We start from the raw sequence: 16377 nt of genomic DNA on the forward strand, positions 1-16377 counted from the left end.
TTTGAGGTCGCCGTGGCCGCTGCATCCAATCCTTCGCATCCCGGCGCCACGGCCGCGCTCGGCATGAGCACCTTCGCCTTCACCGCGTGCTTCGCGGTGTGGACGATCTTCTCGATCATAGGGATCCAGATCCAGAAGGAGCTCGGCCTCAGCGAGTTCCAGTTCGGGTTGCTGGTCGGAACCCCGATCCTCACCGGCTCGCTGATCCGCGTCGTGCTGGGCGTGTGGACCGATCAGTACGGCGGACGCCTGGTCAACCTGGTGGTCATGCTGTCGGCCGCGGCCGCCACCTTCGCGCTGTCATATGCGGAGACCTATCCGCAGTTCCTCCTGGCCGCCCTGGGCGTCGGGATCGCCGGCGGCTCCTTCGCGGTCGGGGTGGCCTATGTGTCCCGCTTCTTCCCCAAGGGCCGGCAAGGCACGGCGCTCGGGATCTTCGGCGCCGGCAACGTCGGCTCGGCCGTGACCAAGTTCGGTGCGCCGTTCGTGATGGTCGCTTTCGGATGGGAGACCGTGGCCCAGGTCTGGGCCGCCGCGCTCGCCGTGATCGGCGTCATTTTCTTCCTGACCACCCGTGACGACCCGGAGCTCGTCCGCCGCCGCATCACCGGCGAGAAGCCCGAAGCGACGTGGCTGCAGCTCTCGCCGCTGAAGAAGCTGCAGGTCTGGCGCTTCTCGCTCTACTACTTCTTCGTCTTCGGCGCGTTCGTGGCGCTGGCGCTGTGGCTGCCGCGCTATCTGGTCGGGGTCTACGGCCTCGACATCAAGACCGCCGGCATGATCGCCGCGGCCTACTCGATCCCAGGTTCGCTGTTCCGGGTCTTCGGCGGCTGGCTGTCCGACCGAATCGGCGCGCGCAAGGTCATGTACGTCACCTTCGGCGTCAGCCTGGTCTGCACGTTCCTCCTCTCCTACCCGGCCACGAGCTACGTCGTGGACGGCATCCGGGGCCCGATCGCGTTCCGGTTGGCGACCGATCTGACGGCCTTCACCCTGATCGCCTTCATGCTGGGCTTCGCCATGAGCCTCGGCAAGGCCGCGGTCTTCAAGCACATCCCGGTCTACTACCCCGACCACATCGGCTCGGTGGGCGGCCTGGTCGGCATGATCGGGGGCCTGGGCGGCTTCGTGCTGCCGATCGCCTTCGGCGCCCTCAACGATCTCACCGGCGTCTGGACCAGCTGCTTCATGCTGCTGTTCGTCCTGGTCGCGGGCGCGCTCAGCTGGATGCACTTCGCCATCCAGCGGATGGAGCACCGCGCCGCGCCGCAGCTGGGCGGCCTGCCCGAGCTTCCCGAGATGGCCGGCATGCCCGTGCAACCCAACACTCGGTCGCAGCCTGTGCGCGCCGCCTCCGGCGGCCTGCAGGCGGCCGAATAAGCGAGAAGGACGACCCAGATGCCCGCTGCGCGGTCCGGCCGCCACGTCCTCGACGACTGGCGCCCCGAAGATCCGAAGTTCTGGGAGGCTGCCGGCAAGCGCGTGGCCGCCCGGAACCTGTGGATCAGCGTTCCCAACCTGACCCTCGCCTTCTCCATCTGGATGGTGTGGTCGATGGTCGTGGCCAAGCTGAAGCTGATCGGCTTCGCCTTCACCACTGATCAGCTGTTCTGGCTGACGGCGCTGCCGGCGCTCTCCGGCGCGACGTTGCGCATCTTCTACAGCTTCCTGGTGCCGATCCTCGGCGGCCGGCTGTGGACATTCCTGTCCACGCTGTCGCTGCTCGTCCCGGCCATCGGCATTGGCGTCGCCGTACAGAACCCCCAGACTCCCTACGTCGTGTTCGTGGCCCTGGCGCTGGCCTGCGGGCTGGGCGGCGGCAACTTCGCCTCGTCGATGTCGAACATCTCGTTCTTCTATCCGAAGCGCGAGAAGGGCAACGCGCTCGCGGTCAACGCCGGCTTCGGGAACCTGGGCGTCAGCCTGATGCAGTTCCTGGTGCCGGTGGTGATCGCCGTCGGCGCCTTCGCCCCCGTCGTCGGCGCGCCGCAGGTCGCCGTCGAGAAGGGCGTCGAGAGCCAAGTGTGGCTGCAGAACGCCGGCTTCGTCTGGGTCCCGTTCATTGTCGCCGCGGCGTTCGCCGCCTGGGCGGGCATGAACGACATCGCCTCGGCCCGCGCCTCGTTCTCGGAGCAGGCCGTGGTCTTCAAGCGCACCCACAACTGGGTGATGTGCTATCTGTATCTCGGCACCTTTGGATCGTTCATCGGCTTCTCGGCCGCCTTCCCGCTGCTCACCAAGACCCTGTTCCCGGACGTGAACGCCCTGCAGTTCGCGTTCCTGGGCCCGCTCGTCGGCGCGGCCTCGCGCGCGCTCACCGGCTGGGTGTCGGACAAGTGGGGCGGCGAGCACGTGACCCACTACGTCTTCCTGGCGCTGGCCGCCGGCGTCGGCGGTGTGCTCTACAGCGTCGGCGCGACCGGAGCGGCGCCCTCGTTCTTCCTCTTCTTCGCGGCCTTCCTCTGGCTGTTCTTCTGGACGGGCGTCGGCAACGCTTCGACGTTCCAGATGATCCCGGCGATCATGCGCTCGGACATGCCGCGGCTGATGTCGACGGCCGATCCGACCACGCGTCTGAAGGCCGCCGAAATGGAGTCGGCCGCCATCGTCGGCTTCTCCTCGGCGATCGGCGCCTTCGGCGGCTTCTTCATCCCCAAGGCCTTCGGCGACTCGCTGAAGGCCACCGGCGGCCCTGAGACCGCCCTCCTCATCTTCCTCGGCTTCTACCTGAGCTGCGTGGTCGTGAACTGGGTCTTCTACGCCCGGCGGAGCTCGATGCTCCACGCCCAGCAGCTCGCCATCAAGGTCCCCGCAGAATGAGCCACACCCTCGACCGCCTGGCGTTCTTCACGCACAAGACGGAGCTCTTCTCCAACGGTCACGGCGTCACGACCGACGAGGACCGCGCCTGGGAAGAGGCCTACCGGTCCCGCTGGCGCCACGACAAGATCGTCCGCTCGACCCACGGCGTGAACTGCACCGGCTCCTGCTCGTGGAAGATCTACGTCAAGGGCGGGATCGTCACCTGGGAGACGCAGCAGACCGATTATCCGCGCACGCGGCCGGAGCTGCCCAACCACGAGCCGCGCGGCTGCGCGCGGGGCGCCAGCTACAGCTGGTACCTCTACTCGGCCAATCGCGTGAAGTATCCGCTGGTGCGCTCTAGGCTGCTGAAGCTGTGGCGCGAAGCGCGCGCCACCCAGATGCCGGTCGCGGCCTGGACCTCGATCCAAAACGATCCAGCCAAGCGGACATCTTACACCTCGATGCGCGGTTCAGGCGGATTCGTCCGCGCGACCTGGGACGAAGTCACTGAGATCGTGGCGGCGGCCAACGCCTACACGGTGAAGCAATGGGGCCCCGACCGGGTGTTCGGCTTCTCGCCGATTCCGGCCATGTCGATGGTCTCCTACGCAGCCGGCGCCCGCTACCTTCAGCTGCTCGGCGGCGTCTGTGGCTCGTTCTACGACTGGTACTGCGACCTGCCGCCCTCCTCACCCCAGACCTGGGGCGAGCAGACCGACGTGGCCGAGAGCGCCGACTGGTACAACTCGGGCTTCCTGATGCTGTGGGGCTCGAACGTCCCGCAGACCCGCACGCCCGACGCCCACTTCTACACCGAGGCCCGCTATCGCGGCGCCAAGTCGGTGGTGATCTGCCCCGACTACTCCGAGGCCTCGAAGTTCTCCGACCTCTGGCTGCCGGTGAAGCAGGGCACGGACGCGGCGCTCGCGATGGCGTTCGGCCACGTGATCCTCAAGGAGTTCCACGTCGACCGCCAGGTCCCCTACTTCCGTGACTACGTCCGCAAGTACTCCGACCTTCCGATGCTGGTGCGGCTGGTCCCGCAGGACGGCGGCTACGTCTCCGAGCGCCTGCTGCGCGCCGCGGACTTCGACGACAACCTCGACCAGGCCAACAACCCGGAATGGAAGACGGTCGCCGTCGACGAGACGACCGGCCAGATCGTGGTCCCCAATGGCTCCATCGGCTTCCGCTGGGGCGAGGACGGGAAGTGGAACCTCGAGGAGAAGGACGCCGCCGGCGCCGACACCGAGCTTCGCCTCGGCCTGAAGGGCGTCCATGACGAGGTGGTCGGGGTGCGGTTCCCGTACTTCGCCAACACCGCCTCCAACGGCTTCGCTTCGACCAAGCACCCGGACGTGCTGGTCCGCAACGTGCCGGTGAAGCGCCTGACCCTGAAGGACGGCGAGGCGCTGGTCGCCTGCGTCTACGACCTGTTCCTCGCCAACTACGGCGTCGACCAGGGCTTCGGCGGCGAGCACATGCCGACGAGCTACGACAGCCTGGAGCCCTATTCGCCGGGCTGGGCCGAAGCGATCACCACGGTGCCGGCGGAGCAGATCATCGCCGTGGCGCGCGGCTTCGCCACCAACGCCGAGAAGACCAACGGCAGGTCGATGGTGATCATCGGCGCGGCGATGAACCACTGGTTCCACATGGATATGAACTACCGCGGCGTCATCAACATGCTGGTGATGTGCGGGTGCGTGGGCCAGTCGGGCGGCGGCTGGAGCCACTACGTCGGCCAGGAGAAACTGCGTCCCCAGACCGGCTGGGCGCCGCTGGCCTTCGCACTCGACTGGGCGCGGCCCCCGCGGCAGCAGAACTCCACCTCCTTCTTCTACGCCCACACCGACCAGTTCCGGTACGAAACGGTCAGCGCCGCCGAAATCCTGTCGCCGACCGCGCCGGCGGGCCCCTGGGACGCGTCGCTGATCGACTTCAACGCGCGCGCCGAGCGCATGGGCTGGCTGCCGTCGGCCCCGGCGCTGAAGACCAACCCGCTGGACGTCGCCCGCGCCGCGGCCGCCGAGGGCGTCGACCCCAAGGTCTATGCCGTCCGCGAGCTCAAGGCCCGCAAGCTCGAGCTTTCATGCCATGACCCGGACGACCCGGCGAACTGGCCGCGCAACATGTTCGTGTGGCGCTCGAACCTGTTGGGCTCGTCCGGCAAGGGTCACGAGTATTTCCTGAAGCACCTGCTTGGCGCCGCCCATGGCGTGCAGGGCAAGGACCTGGGCGAGATGGGCCGCCAGACGCCGCGCGACGTCGCCTGGCATGAAGAGGCCCCGGAAGGGAAGCTCGACCTCCTGGTCACGCTCGATTTCCGGATGTCCACGACGGCGGTCTACTCCGACATCGTCCTGCCGACTGCCACCTGGTACGAGAAGAACGACCTCAACACCTCCGACATGCACCCCTTCATCCACCCGCTGTCGGCGGCAGTGGACCCGGCGTGGGAGTCGAAGTCGGACTGGGAGATCTTCAAGGCCATTGCCCGGAAGTTCTCCGAGGTCGCGCCCGAAGTGCTGGGGGTGGAGAAGGACGTCGTCCTCACCCCAATACAGCACGACAGCGCCGGCGAGCTCGCTCAGCCGTTCGACGTGAAGGACTGGTACCTCGGCGAGTGCGACCCGATCCCGGGCAAGACCATGCCTCAGATCACGGTTGTCGAGCGGGACTATCCCAACCTCTACAAGCGCTTCACCGCCTTGGGTCCGCTGATGACCAAGGCGGGCAACGGCGGCAAGGGCCTCGGCTGGAACACCGAGCACGAGGTCGCCCTGCTGGGCGAGCTGAACGGCGCGGTCACCGAGCCCGGCGCGACCGAGGGCCTGCCCCGGATCGAGAGCGACATCGACGCCTGCGAGACGATCCTGATGCTCGCGCCGGAAACCAACGGCGAGGTGGCGGTCAAGGCCTGGGAAGCGCTGGAGAAGCAGACCGGCCGCGAACACACGCACCTGGCGCTGCCCAAGGAGGACGAGAAGATCCGTTTCCGCGACCTGGTCGCCCAGCCGCGGAAGATCATCTCCTCACCGATCTGGTCGGGGCTGGAGAGCGAGAAGGTCTGCTACAACGCCGGCTACACGAACGTCCACGAGCTGATCCCATGGCGGACCCTGACCGGCCGCCAGCAGCTCTACCAGGATCACCTGTGGATGCGGGCGTTCGGCGAGGCGCTCTGCGTCTACCGGCCGCCGGTCGACCTCAAGACCACCTGGGTGAAGGACAAGACGCCAAACGGCGAGACCGAGATCGTCCTCAACTTCATCACCCCGCACCAGAAGTGGGGCATCCACTCCACCTACTCGGACAACCTCCTGATGCTGACGCTGAACCGCGGCGGCCCGGTCGTGTGGATCTCGGAGACCGACGCGAAGAAGGCGGGGATCGAGGACAACGACTGGATCGAGGTCTTCAACGCCAACGGCGCCCTGACCGCGCGCGCAGTGGTCTCCCAGCGCATCCGTGAGGGCACGACCTTCATGTACCACGCGCAGGAAAAGATCGTGAACACGCCCGGGTCGGAGATCACCGGCCAGCGCGGCGGGATCCACAACTCCTGCACGCGGGCGGTGCCCAAGCCCACCCACATGATCGGCGGCTACGCCCAGCTGGCCTACGGCTTCAACTACTACGGCACCGTGGGCTCCAACCGGGACGAGTTCGTCGTCGTCCGCAAGATGAAGAACGTCGACTGGCTGGAACAGCCGCTGTCGGCCAGGGAGTCCCGCCAATGAAAGTCCGCGCCCAGATCGGGATGGTGCTGAACCTCGACAAGTGCATCGGGTGTCACACCTGCTCCGTCACCTGCAAGAACGTGTGGACCAACCGGCAAGGCGTCGAATACGCCTGGTTCAACAACGTCGAGACCAAGCCCGGCGTCGGCTATCCCAAGGAATGGGAGAACCAGAAGCGCTGGAACGGGGGCTGGGTCCGCAAGCCCAACGGCAAGATCGAGCCGAAGATCGGGGCCAAGTGGCGGATCCTGGCGAAGATCTTCGCCAACCCCGACCTGCCCGAGATCGACGACTACTACGAGCCCTTCGACTTCGACTACGGCCACCTGCAGACGGCCCCGGAAATGAAGGCGTTCCCCACCGCCCGCCCCCGTTCGAAGATCACGGGCGAACGGATGGAGAAGATCGAGTGGGGTCCCAACTGGGAGGAGATCCTGGGCGGGGAGTTCGCCAAGCGGAAGGCGGACTACAACTTCGAAGGCGTCGAGGCCGACATCTACGGCCAGTTCGAGCAGACCTTCATGATGTACCTGCCGAGGCTGTGCGAACACTGCCTCAACCCCGCGTGCGTGGCCGCCTGCCCGTCGGGCGCGATCTACAAGCGCGAGGAGGACGGCATCGTCCTGATCGACCAGGACAAGTGCCGCGGCTGGCGCATGTGCGTCTCGGCCTGCCCGTACAAGAAGATCTACTACAACTGGGAGAGCGGTAAGTCCGAGAAGTGCACCTTCTGCTTCCCACGCATCGAGGTGGGCCAGCCGACGGTCTGCTCCGAAACCTGCGTGGGCCGGATCCGCTACCTGGGCGTCCTGCTGTATGACGCCGACCGCATCGAGGCGGCCGCGGCCGAACCGGACGAGAAGGACCTCTACCAGGCCCAGCTCGACGTGTTCCTGGACCCCTTCGACCCCAAGGTGATCGCCCAGGCGCGGGCCGACGGCGTGCCAGAGGCCTGGCTCGAGGCCGCCCGCCGCAGCCCGGTCTACAAGATGGCCATCGACTGGAAGGTAGCCTTCCCGCTGCACCCCGAATACCGGACGCTGCCGATGGTCTGGTACGTGCCGCCACTGTCGCCGATCCAGTCGGCCGCCTCGGCCGGCGCCCTCGAGATGGACGGCGAGATGCCCGACGTGAAGTCGCTGCGCATCCCCGTCCGCTACCTCGCCAACCTGCTGACCGCCGGCGCCGAGCCGCCCGTCGTCCAGGCGCTGGAGCGGATGTTGGCCATGCGCAGCTACATGCGCGCCCGCACCGTCGACGGCCGCATCGATCACCGCATCTGCGAGCGCGTCGGCCTCTCCGCCACCCAGGTCGATGAGATGTACCGCTACATGGCCATCGCCAACTACGAGGACCGCTTCGTCATCCCGACGACCCATCGCGAGGTGGTCGAGGATGCCTACGACCTGAAGGGCTCGTGCGGCTTCACCTTCGGCAACGGTTGCTCCGGCGGCCGCACGGAACTGGGCCTGTTCGGCCCGAAGAAGCGCTCGCGCGCAACCTCCCCGATGGAGGTCGAATGATGTCCCTCAGCTACCGGGCGCTCGCCCTCCTGCTCACCTACCCCACCGAAGCCACGCGGGGCCTGCTGCCTGCCGCCGCCGAGGTCCTCTCGGACGACGCGCGCATCCCGCCGCCCCTCCGCCGCGCGTTGGCCAGGCTCGCCGAGGAGATCGCCACTGCCGACCTCTACGAGGCCCAGGAGCGCTACGTCTGGCTCTTCGACCGCACGCGCTCCTTGTCCCTGAACCTCTACGAGCACGTCCACGGCGAGAGCCGCGACCGCGGCCAGGCCATGGTCGCTCTGCTCGAGCTGTACCGGTCAAAGGGCCTCGAGCTTTCGGCGAACGAGCTGCCCGACCACCTGCCGGTGTTCCTGGAGTTCCTCTCCACGCTGCCCGATGCCGAGGCCGCCTCCCTGCTGGGCGAGGCCGCGCACGTCCTGGAGGCCATCGCCGAGCGGCTGCACAAGCGCCAGAGCGGCTACCGCGCGGTGTTCGGCGCGCTGGCGGCCCTGGCCGCCGCGCCTGGCGACGCCGAAGCCCTGGCCTCGCTGCTCGCCGAGCCCGACGACAACCCCGACGACCTCGAGGCCATGGACAAGCTCTGGGCCGAGACCGCCGTGACCTTCGGCCCGTCGGACGTCGGCTGCCCCAAGGCCGAGGCCCTCGTGAGGGCCATGCACAGCAACCCGCGCCCGGCGCCTAGCCGCGCCGGCGCGGCCGCCTGAGGAACGCGTCCCATGGATCTCAACCAGATCGTCTTCGGCGTCTATCCGTACATCGCCCTGGCGACCCTCGCGCTAGGCTCGGTGATCCGCTTCGACCGCGAGCCCTACACCTGGCGCACGGGCTCCTCGCAGCTCCTGCGCCGCAAGCAACTGGTGACGGGCTCGATCCTGTTCCACCTCGGCGTGCTGATGATCTTCGCCGGCCATTTCGTGGGCCTGCTCACGCCCATCGTGGTGTGGGACACGCTCGGCGTCAGCCACGGCGCCAAGCAGATGCTGGCCATCGTCGCCGGCGGCGTGGCGGGGTTGTTCGCCCTGGTCGGCGGCGGCCTGCTGCTGCACCGACGCCTGTTCGACCCGCGGATCCGCAAGACCTCCAGTTTCGGCGACACGGCGATCCTGGCTATCCTACTGACCCAGCTCGTGCTGGGCCTCTCCACCATCCCGCTCTCCCTGCAGCACCGCGACGGGCACGAGATGGTCAAGTTCATGAACTGGGCGCAGGGGATCTTCACCTTCCGCGCCGGCGCCGCCGACTTCGTCGCCGACGTTCACTGGGTGTTCAAGGCGCACCTGGCGCTGGGCCTCACCATCCTTCTGGTGTTCCCGTTCACCCGCCTCGTCCACATGCTCTCGGCGCCCGTCTGGTACCTGAACCGCCGCGGCTGGCAGCTGGTGCGCACCCGGCGAGCCCTGCCCCGCAAGCCCGAAGCGCTCGCCCCGACCTATGCGCAGTCCGCTCCTGCGCTCCCCACGGCCCGTTCCCTGGAGGCCGCGGAATAGCCATGCGCACGCTCGTCTTCGACGGGGTCGAGATCCCCGAGGCCCTCCTGGCTCAGGAGGTCCAGAACCACCCCGGCGCATCGGCCGCTGAGGCCCGCTCGGCGGCCGGCCACGCACTCGCCATCCGCGCGCTGCTGCTGCAGCGGGCGCGTGACCTCGGGCTTTCGCCCATGCCCGAGCGCGACGAACAGGGCCGCGAGGAGACGCCGGAGGAAGCGCTGGTGCGCGCGGTGCTGGACCAGGAAGTCGAGGTCCGCTCCCCCACCGACGCCGAATGCCGGCGGGTCTACGCCGCCGAGCCGGCGCGCTTCCGAACGCCGCCGTTGTGGGAAGCGTCGCATATCCTGGTGGAAGCGAAGGGCGCCGACCCGGCCGCGATCGAGGCCGCTCACGCGGCGGCCGCGGGCCTCGTGGCTGCGCTCCAGACCAGGTCGGCCACCTTCCCCGAGCTAGCGCGTGACGTCTCCGACTGTCCGTCCGGCAGCGTCGGCGGTTTGCTGGGCCAACTCCAGCCGGGCGATCTCGTGCCGGAAGTGGAAGATGTGCTGGAGGCGCTGCAGCCCGGCGAGGTCTCCGCCCCGGTCCTCTCGCGCTTCGGCTGGCACGTGCTGCGACTGGATCGGCGCATCGAGCCCCGCCAGCTGCCCTTCGAGCTCGTCGAGGAGCGCATTCGTCTGCACCTGGAGAGCCGCGCGTGGGCCGCTGCGGCCACCCGATACGTGGCGGAACTGACCGCCGCGGCCCGCGCCCGCGGCGTCGCCCTCACCCTGACGTCGGACGGCGCGGTACGCGAGGGCTGCGCGACGCTCGGCGATCTCCTCGGCGAGCACGGCCCGGCCGAGCGCCTGGAGGCATGGCTCACGGCCGCGGACCCTGACCTTGCCCGGCGCCTCGCCGAGGCCGCGGCGGCGGCAGGCGAGGCCGTCGCCGACTTCGCGCAGGCGGCCATGGCCGACTTCGTGGCCGAGGCCAATGACGAGCGCTGGACCAACCTGATCTCGGCTGCGCGCGACGCGGAGGACCCGGCCCTCGCCTGCCTGACCAATGTCCTGCGCTCCAAGCTCGTCCCCGCCAAGCCGGCCTACACCATCATCCGCAGAGTCGCCTCGTGACCCACGCTTCGGGCCTCCTTCTGGGGGCCGCCCTCGTCGCCTTCTCCGCTCCGGCCGCCGCCCATGCTGCGGAGGACATTCCCGGCAAGCTCATCCTGGAGATGCGCCTGCGCTCCGAAACCGTCGACCAGGACGGCTTCTCCAAGGATGCCCAGGCGCTCACGCTGCGCACCCGGCTGGGCTACGAGACGCCCGCCTGGAACGGCTTCAAGCTCCTGGTCGAGGGCGAGAACGTCACCGCGCTGAACGGCGACTACAACAGCTCGACCAATGGCAAGGTCAGCTATCCCGTAGTCAGCGATCCCGAGGACACTGAGCTCAACCGGGCCCAGGTGAGCTGGACGGGCGCCAACGGCGACGCGGTGGTCGGCCGCCAGCGCCTGATCCTCGGCAACGCCCGCTTCGTGGGCAACGTGGGCTTCCGCCAGAACGAGCAGACCTTCGACGCGGTGAAGGCGTCCTTCCGCCCTACCAGGGACCTCGCCTTCACCTATGCCTACATCGACCGGGTGCATCGCATCTTCGGGGACGACCATCCGCAGGGCGAATGGGACAGCGACAGCCACCTCCTGCAGGCGGACCTGAAGATGGGGGCCGGCCAGGTCACGGGCTACGGCTACCTGCTGGATTTCGAGACCGCGCCCACCCAGTCGAGCGCGACGTGGGGCGCCCGCTTCGCCGGATCGCGGCCGCTGCGCGACGGTCTTTCGGTGACCTACGAGGTCGAGGCGGCCCGCCAGACCGACTACGGCGCGGCGCCCACCGCCTTCGAGCTTGGCTATGTGGCCCTCGCCGCGGGGCTCAAAGGAAAGACCCGCTGGGTGGCCGTGGGCGTCGAGCGGCTCGACGGAGACGGCCGGCGCGGCTTCGGCACGCCGCTCGCGACGCTGCACGCCTTCCAGGGCTGGGCGGACGTCTTCCTGAACACGCCAGTCGGCGGCATCCGCGACCTCAACCTGCGGGCCGGCGCGACGCTGCCGCTCGAGGCGCCCGCCGGGCCGCTTCGGGTGCAGGCGGCTGCGCACGAGTTCAGCGATGACGACGGGTCCATGCGCTATGGCCGCGAGTTCGACGTCCAGGTGGCCGCGCCGCTGTCGAAGATGGTCAGCGCCGAGCTGAAGGCCGCCCTGTTCGACGGCGCACGCCCGGCCTTCGCCGACCGGACCAAGGTCTGGCTCACCCTGGAGTTCAGGTACTAGCCCGCCTGAGGGGCCAAGGAGGCCCGCCGATGGACCAACTGCGCACAGACGAGATCGAGGACATCCCCCGCGAGCTCCTGGCCGAGCCGCTCGAGTGGTTCTTCGCCGAGCACTTCCGGCACCGCCTGTTCTGCCGGTTGATCAACGAGGTGGCCGCAGCCCACGTCTTCGATGGCGAGCGGGTGACCAAGGTCGTCGAGTTCCTGCGCAACGACCTGCCGGTCCACATCATCGACGAGGAGCAGGACCTGTTTCCGCTGCTGCGCCGCCGGGCTCTGCCGGAGGACGAGGTGGAAAAGGTGCTGGGCCTTCTCTCCGCCGAGCACAAGGCCGACGCCTCCCACGCCCGCGTGGTGCGCGAACAGCTGGAGGACTGCCTCGCCCGCCAGTCCGCGCCGGGCATGGACCCCGCCATCCGCAAGGCGCTGCAGGGGTTCGCCAGCCAGGAGCTGCGTCACCTTGCGCTCGAGAACGCCGTGGTGCTGCCGATCGCGCGTCTGCGGCTCAGCCAGCGCGATCTCGAGGGCCTCAGCCGGCGGCTGGCGGCGCGACGCGGGATCGTGCTCGAGCGCGCGGCGCCATGATCGAGGACCTGTTCGATAACAACATCCGGTGGGCCGCGGCGCGCGCCCGCGTCGACCCGGAGTACTTCCGCCGGCTCGCCAGCCAGCAGTCGCCCGAGTACCTTTGGGTCGGCTGCTCGGACAGCCGCGTGCCGGCCAACGAGATCGTCGGGCTCGATCCTGGCGAGCTCTTCGTGCATCGCAACGTGGCCAACCTGGCGCCGCCGCAGGACGCCAACTTCCTGTCCGTCCTCCAGTTCGCCCTCGAGGTCCTGAAGGTCCGCCACATCATCGTCTGCGGCCACTACGGCTGCGGCGGCGTGCGCGCCGCGCTCTCCGGGGAGCGGCACGGCCTGATCGACCACTGGCTGCAGCCGGTGCGCGCCATCTGCTGCCGCCACGCCGCGGCGCTGGAGGCGATCGCCGATTTCGATGCGCGCGTGAACGAGGTGTGCGAGCGCAATGTCCTGGCCCAGGTGGTCAGCCTGGCGGGCAATCCCTTCGTGCAGGACGCCTGGCGACGCGGACAACGCCTCGCCATCCACGGCTGGATCTACGCGATCGAGGACGGCCTGCTGCGCGACCTCGAGACCACGGTGGACAGCCCGCGCGCGGCCTACCCGCTCCTCTGCGACGCGCCGGCCCGGGCGCCGGCGACCGAACCGCGCCGGCGCGGCGCAGCGCGGCGGCGATGAGCGGCGTCACCGCCGTCGTGGTGCTCGCCGGCGGCGAGGGGCGCCGGATGGGCGGCGCCAAGCCGCTGCGCCCGTTCGGCCAGACAACGCTCGTCGCCCATGCCCTGGGCCTCGCACGGCGCTGGTCGCGCGTCATGGCCTTGTCCGTTCGCGCGGCCGACCAGGTCGCGGGCGTGACGGGCGTCCAGCTGATCCGGGACGATCGCGGCGTACCGGGGCCGGCCGCTGGCCTCGCCTCCGCCTTCGCCTTTGCGACCGAGCAGGGCGCAGCCCGCATCCTGACCCTGCCCTGCGATGCTCCGCGCCTTCCCGATGACCTGCTCGCGCAGCTCGCGGCGGCCGTAGACAAGGGCGCTGCGGTCGCAGTCGCCGCCAGCTTGGGCCGGCTGCATCCCACCTGCGCGCTCTGGCGCATCTCGTGCGCATCGCGCCTGCCGGCCTATCTCGCCGGACCTGCCTCCCTGCGCGGCTTCGCCGCCGACTGCGGCATGGCCGTGGTCGACTGGCCGGCGCAAGCGGGAGACGATCCCTTCGCCAACGCCAACACGCCCGCCGAGCTCGCGGCGCTGCAGCCGGCGACCTTCGCCCACAGGACGGCGGCTTGAGCGAGCCGGCCGCGAACCGACGGGCGCACCGGATCGCGCTCCTTGCCTATCGGGGCCTGGGAATACTGGCCGTGGGCCTCGCCGCAGCGGGCGCCGTGCTGCCGGTTTTGCCCACGACGCCGTTCCTGCTGGTGGCGCTCTGGGCGTTCGCCCGGGGCGCGCCGGGCTGGGCCGACCGGCTGCGCGCCCACCACCGCTTCGGGCCGATGATCCGCGACTGGGAGGAGCGCGGCGCGATCCCAAGGCGCGCCAAGGTGCTCGCCGTCTTCGCCATGGCCGCGAGCCTGGGCCTCCTCGCCGCGACCTCGTCGAACGTCCTGGTCGTGGGCGTCGTCGCGGCGGTCTTGACGGGCGCCGCCGCCTTCGTCGTGACGCGATCCTCGGCCTGATACCCTCGCCCGCAAGAGCGGATCGGACATCCGCCTACTCGGCCGCGAGCGGCGCGTCGCCTTCCCGCCAAGCCCGCACGCGCTCGGCGTGACGGCCATATTCCAGCCGGGCGATCGCCCGCAGGTGCACCTCGTCCGGGCCGTCGGCGAGCCGCAGCGTGCGCATGCCGGCGTAGGCGCGAGCCAGCCCGAAGTCCTCGGACACGCCGGCGCCGCCGTGCGCCTGGATCGCGTCGTCGATCACCTTCAGGGCGGCGCGCGGCGCCGCGACCTTGATCATCGCGATCTCGAGCTGAGCGGCCTTGTTGCCGGCGCGGTCCATCATGTCCGCCGCCTTCAGGCACAACAGTCGGCTCATCTCGATATCGAGCCGGGCCTCGCCGATCCGTTGCTCCCAGACCGACTGGTCGGCCAGGCGCTTGCCGAACGCCACGCGCGACAGCAGTCGGTCGACCATCTTCTCCAGCGCCACCTCGGCGGCGCCGATCGTGCGCATGCAATGGTGGATGCGGCCCGGGCCCAGGCGACCCTGGGCGATCTCGAAGCCGCGGCCTTCGCCCAGGATCAGGTTCTCGGCGGGCACGCGCACGTCGCGCAGCACCACCTCGGCATGGCCGTGCGGGGCGTCGTCGTAGCCGAAGACCGGCAGCATGCGAACAATCTCGATGCCCGGCGAGTCCATCGGGACCAGGATCTGGGACTGCTGCGCATGCCGCGCCGCGCCCTCGTCGGTCTTGCCCATGACGATGGCGACCTTGCAGCGCGGATCGCCCACGCCGGACGACCACCACTTGCGGCCGTTGATGACATAGTGATCCCCGTCGCGCCGGATCACCGTCTGGATGTTGGTGGCGTCGGACGAAGCCACGTCCGGCTCGGTCATCAGGAACGCCGACCGGATCTCGCCGTCCATTAAGGGTTTCAGCCAGCGGGCCTTCTGAGCCGCCGTGCCGTAGCGGTGGAGGACCTCCATGTTGCCGGTGTCGGGGGCCGAGCAGTTGAACACTTCCGAAGCGAAGCCGACGCGACCCATTTCCTCGGCGCAGAGGGCGTATTCGAGGTTGGAGAGTCCGGCGCCCCGGAAATCGCCGTCGTCGTGTTCGGAGGGCGGAAGGAACAGGTTCCAGAGGCCCGCTGCATAGGCGCGCGCCTTCAGCTCTTCCACGATCGGGATCACCGTCCAGCGCTCGGCGCCCTCGCGCCGTGTTTGCGCCTGGTAGACCGGGATGGCGGGGTAGACGTGCGCCAGCATTAAGTCGCGGACGCGGTCGCGCCAGACGGCTTGGTTGTCGGAAAGCCTGAAGTCCATGGGTCCGCCTCCGGTTCCGTCGGCGCTGCCGACAGGGCGCCCGCCACGGCCGGTGTCGGGTCAAATGGCCGGCGGATGCCGGTGGCCATGGCGGGCGACTTCAGGATGGGTCACATCCCGACGCCACCGTATGACGGGCTGGTCCCCGGCCCTTGATATGGCTCAAGCCCTCCGCCGAAAAGGAGCGGCCCCGCGCGACGCGCGGGGCCGAGGTGCACTAGGGGATTACCTCAATCGAATGGCTTAGGCGGCGATCACCTCCTCTCCCCGTTTCTTCAGCGGTGCTTCGAGCGACGCCCAGTCGATCTGGCCGTCGTGCTTGAACAGCAGCTTCAGGCTGGGATTGATCGGATAGATCATCCGGCGCCGGGTCATCATGTACTTGTGGAAGACCGCCACGCGGCGCGCCTCGTCGAAGGTCTGCGAGGCGGCGTAGAGCTTGGCGTCGTCGAACGTCTGGACTTCGTTCGGCGCCCCTTTAGCTCCGCGGACCTGCAGCATGGCGACGTCCGTTTCCGTGTTCCCGTGATGTCAAATCAGCGTAAGCGAGCATGCAGCGGTCTCGCTTGACGTGCGTCAAACCGGCGTCCGAACTTGCGCAGGCGAACCACGCGCACCTGCGTGGTCCGCGCACGAGTGTTCGAGCGCGACATCATCGAAAGGGCGGCTTGGTCGGCGCCAGGCGTCCAGGCCGTCGAAGACCGCTTGACCGTGGGCGTCTAGGGGCGACGGCGCCGACGCAGTTCATCGGCGCCGGCCTCTTCCTTCCGGGCAGGAGCTTGGGCGCGCAGCTGACCCGTCGGATGACGGCGAACCGAGCCGCTGTCTCAGTGGCTTCGAGGAGCTCCCTTACCGACGCGACCCTTCCCGCGCCCTCGCTTGATAGTGGTCAAATCCAGCCGCTCGGGTGTTGTGTCATGGAGACGCTCTGGAGAAGCGCATGA

14 protein-coding genes are annotated in these 16377 nt (G+C 69.0%); 12 read left to right on the forward strand and 2 right to left on the reverse strand.

All coding sequences use genetic code 11. The features are described from left to right. Positions 1-12: 12 nt before the first annotated feature. Genes VGD44_RS15715 through VGD44_RS15770 form a run of 12 tightly spaced genes read left to right on the forward strand, consistent with a single transcriptional unit; the run spans position 13 to position 14124 of the window. The gene (locus tag VGD44_RS15715) at positions 13-1380 is read left to right on the forward strand and encodes a nitrate/nitrite transporter (protein WP_331088739.1); all 1368 of its coding nucleotides are present in this window, start codon (positions 13-15) and stop codon (positions 1378-1380) included. A gap of 18 nt (positions 1381-1398) precedes the next feature. Further along, on the forward strand, positions 1399-2820 hold the full coding sequence (locus VGD44_RS15720; protein ID WP_331088741.1) for an MFS transporter: 1422 nt from the start codon (positions 1399-1401) through the stop codon (positions 2818-2820). Beyond that, positions 2817-6548 (forward strand): nitrate reductase subunit alpha, encoded by a 3732-nt coding sequence (locus VGD44_RS15725; protein ID WP_331088743.1) that lies wholly within the window; start codon positions 2817-2819, stop codon positions 6546-6548. Before VGD44_RS15720 ends, VGD44_RS15725 begins: the two co-directional genes overlap by 4 nt. Next, a complete protein-coding gene (gene narH, locus VGD44_RS15730) occupies positions 6545-8071 on the forward strand; it encodes a nitrate reductase subunit beta (RefSeq protein WP_331088745.1) in 1527 nt (508 codons plus the stop codon). The genes VGD44_RS15725 and narH overlap by 4 nt, the downstream gene beginning before the upstream one ends. Then, positions 8071-8778 (forward strand): nitrate reductase molybdenum cofactor assembly chaperone, encoded by a 708-nt coding sequence (gene narJ / locus VGD44_RS15735; protein ID WP_331088747.1) that lies wholly within the window; start codon positions 8071-8073, stop codon positions 8776-8778. Before narH ends, narJ begins: the two co-directional genes overlap by 1 nt. A 12-nt stretch (positions 8779-8790) precedes the next feature. After that, on the forward strand, positions 8791-9561 hold the full coding sequence (narI, locus tag VGD44_RS15740; RefSeq protein ID WP_331088749.1) for a respiratory nitrate reductase subunit gamma: 771 nt from the start codon (positions 8791-8793) through the stop codon (positions 9559-9561). Positions 9562-9563: 2 nt separating this feature from the next. Then, positions 9564-10673 carry a peptidylprolyl isomerase gene (locus VGD44_RS15745; RefSeq protein WP_331088751.1) on the forward strand — a complete coding sequence of 370 codons (1110 nt, stop codon included), beginning with the start codon at positions 9564-9566 and terminating at the stop codon, positions 10671-10673. Then, the gene (locus tag VGD44_RS15750; RefSeq protein ID WP_331088753.1) at positions 10670-11872 is read left to right on the forward strand and encodes a hypothetical protein; all 1203 of its coding nucleotides are present in this window, start codon (positions 10670-10672) and stop codon (positions 11870-11872) included. The genes VGD44_RS15745 and VGD44_RS15750 overlap by 4 nt, the downstream gene beginning before the upstream one ends. 29 nt (positions 11873-11901) lie before the next feature. Beyond that, the gene (locus VGD44_RS15755; protein ID WP_331088755.1) at positions 11902-12456 is read left to right on the forward strand and encodes a hemerythrin domain-containing protein; all 555 of its coding nucleotides are present in this window, start codon (positions 11902-11904) and stop codon (positions 12454-12456) included. Further along, positions 12453-13130: a carbonic anhydrase gene (locus VGD44_RS15760; protein WP_331088757.1), complete on the forward strand. Its 678-nt coding sequence runs from the start codon at positions 12453-12455 to the stop codon at positions 13128-13130. The genes VGD44_RS15755 and VGD44_RS15760 overlap by 4 nt, the downstream gene beginning before the upstream one ends. After that, entirely contained in the window at positions 13127-13735 is a 609-nt protein-coding gene (mobA, locus tag VGD44_RS15765) for a molybdenum cofactor guanylyltransferase (protein ID WP_331088759.1), read from the forward strand. The genes VGD44_RS15760 and mobA overlap by 4 nt, the downstream gene beginning before the upstream one ends. Next, on the forward strand, positions 13732-14124 hold the full coding sequence (locus VGD44_RS15770) for a YbaN family protein (protein ID WP_331088761.1): 393 nt from the start codon (positions 13732-13734) through the stop codon (positions 14122-14124). Before mobA ends, VGD44_RS15770 begins: the two co-directional genes overlap by 4 nt. Positions 14125-14158: 34 nt before the next feature. Here the strand turns inward: VGD44_RS15770 and VGD44_RS15775 are convergent, their stop codons facing one another. Both VGD44_RS15775 and VGD44_RS15780 read right to left on the reverse strand, forming a co-directional pair. Beyond that, positions 14159-15433 (reverse strand): acyl-CoA dehydrogenase family protein, encoded by a 1275-nt coding sequence (locus VGD44_RS15775; RefSeq protein ID WP_331088763.1) that lies wholly within the window; start codon positions 15431-15433, stop codon positions 14159-14161. A gap of 243 nt (positions 15434-15676) precedes the next feature. Beyond that, positions 15677-15934, reverse strand: a complete 258-nt coding sequence (locus VGD44_RS15780; RefSeq protein ID WP_331088765.1) for a hypothetical protein — start codon at positions 15932-15934, stop codon at positions 15677-15679. Positions 15935-16377 lie beyond the last annotated feature (443 nt).

Origin of the sequence: Phenylobacterium sp., assembly GCF_036402295.1 — a bacterium.
Classification (GTDB): Bacteria; Pseudomonadota; Alphaproteobacteria; order Caulobacterales; family Caulobacteraceae; genus Phenylobacterium.

Excerpts from the sequence above, each read along its gene's own strand:
- VGD44_RS15720 (WP_331088741.1), top strand. The coding sequence starts at position 1,399 with ATGCCCGCTGCGCGGTCCGGCCGCCACGTCCTCGACGACTGGCGCCCC.
- VGD44_RS15725 (WP_331088743.1), top strand. The coding sequence starts at position 2,817 with ATGAGCCACACCCTCGACCGCCTGGCGTTCTTCACGCACAAGACGGAG.
- narH (WP_331088745.1), top strand. The coding sequence starts at position 6,545 with ATGAAAGTCCGCGCCCAGATCGGGATGGTGCTGAACCTCGACAAGTGC.
- narJ (WP_331088747.1), top strand. The coding sequence starts at position 8,071 with ATGTCCCTCAGCTACCGGGCGCTCGCCCTCCTGCTCACCTACCCCACC.
- narI (WP_331088749.1), top strand. The coding sequence starts at position 8,791 with ATGGATCTCAACCAGATCGTCTTCGGCGTCTATCCGTACATCGCCCTG.
- VGD44_RS15745 (WP_331088751.1), top strand. The coding sequence starts at position 9,564 with ATGCGCACGCTCGTCTTCGACGGGGTCGAGATCCCCGAGGCCCTCCTG.
- VGD44_RS15755 (WP_331088755.1), top strand. The coding sequence starts at position 11,902 with ATGGACCAACTGCGCACAGACGAGATCGAGGACATCCCCCGCGAGCTC.
- VGD44_RS15760 (WP_331088757.1), top strand. The coding sequence starts at position 12,453 with ATGATCGAGGACCTGTTCGATAACAACATCCGGTGGGCCGCGGCGCGC.
- mobA (WP_331088759.1), top strand. The coding sequence starts at position 13,127 with ATGAGCGGCGTCACCGCCGTCGTGGTGCTCGCCGGCGGCGAGGGGCGC.
- VGD44_RS15775 (WP_331088763.1), bottom strand. The coding sequence starts at position 15,433 with ATGGACTTCAGGCTTTCCGACAACCAAGCCGTCTGGCGCGACCGCGTC.
- VGD44_RS15780 (WP_331088765.1), bottom strand. The coding sequence starts at position 15,934 with ATGCTGCAGGTCCGCGGAGCTAAAGGGGCGCCGAACGAAGTCCAGACG.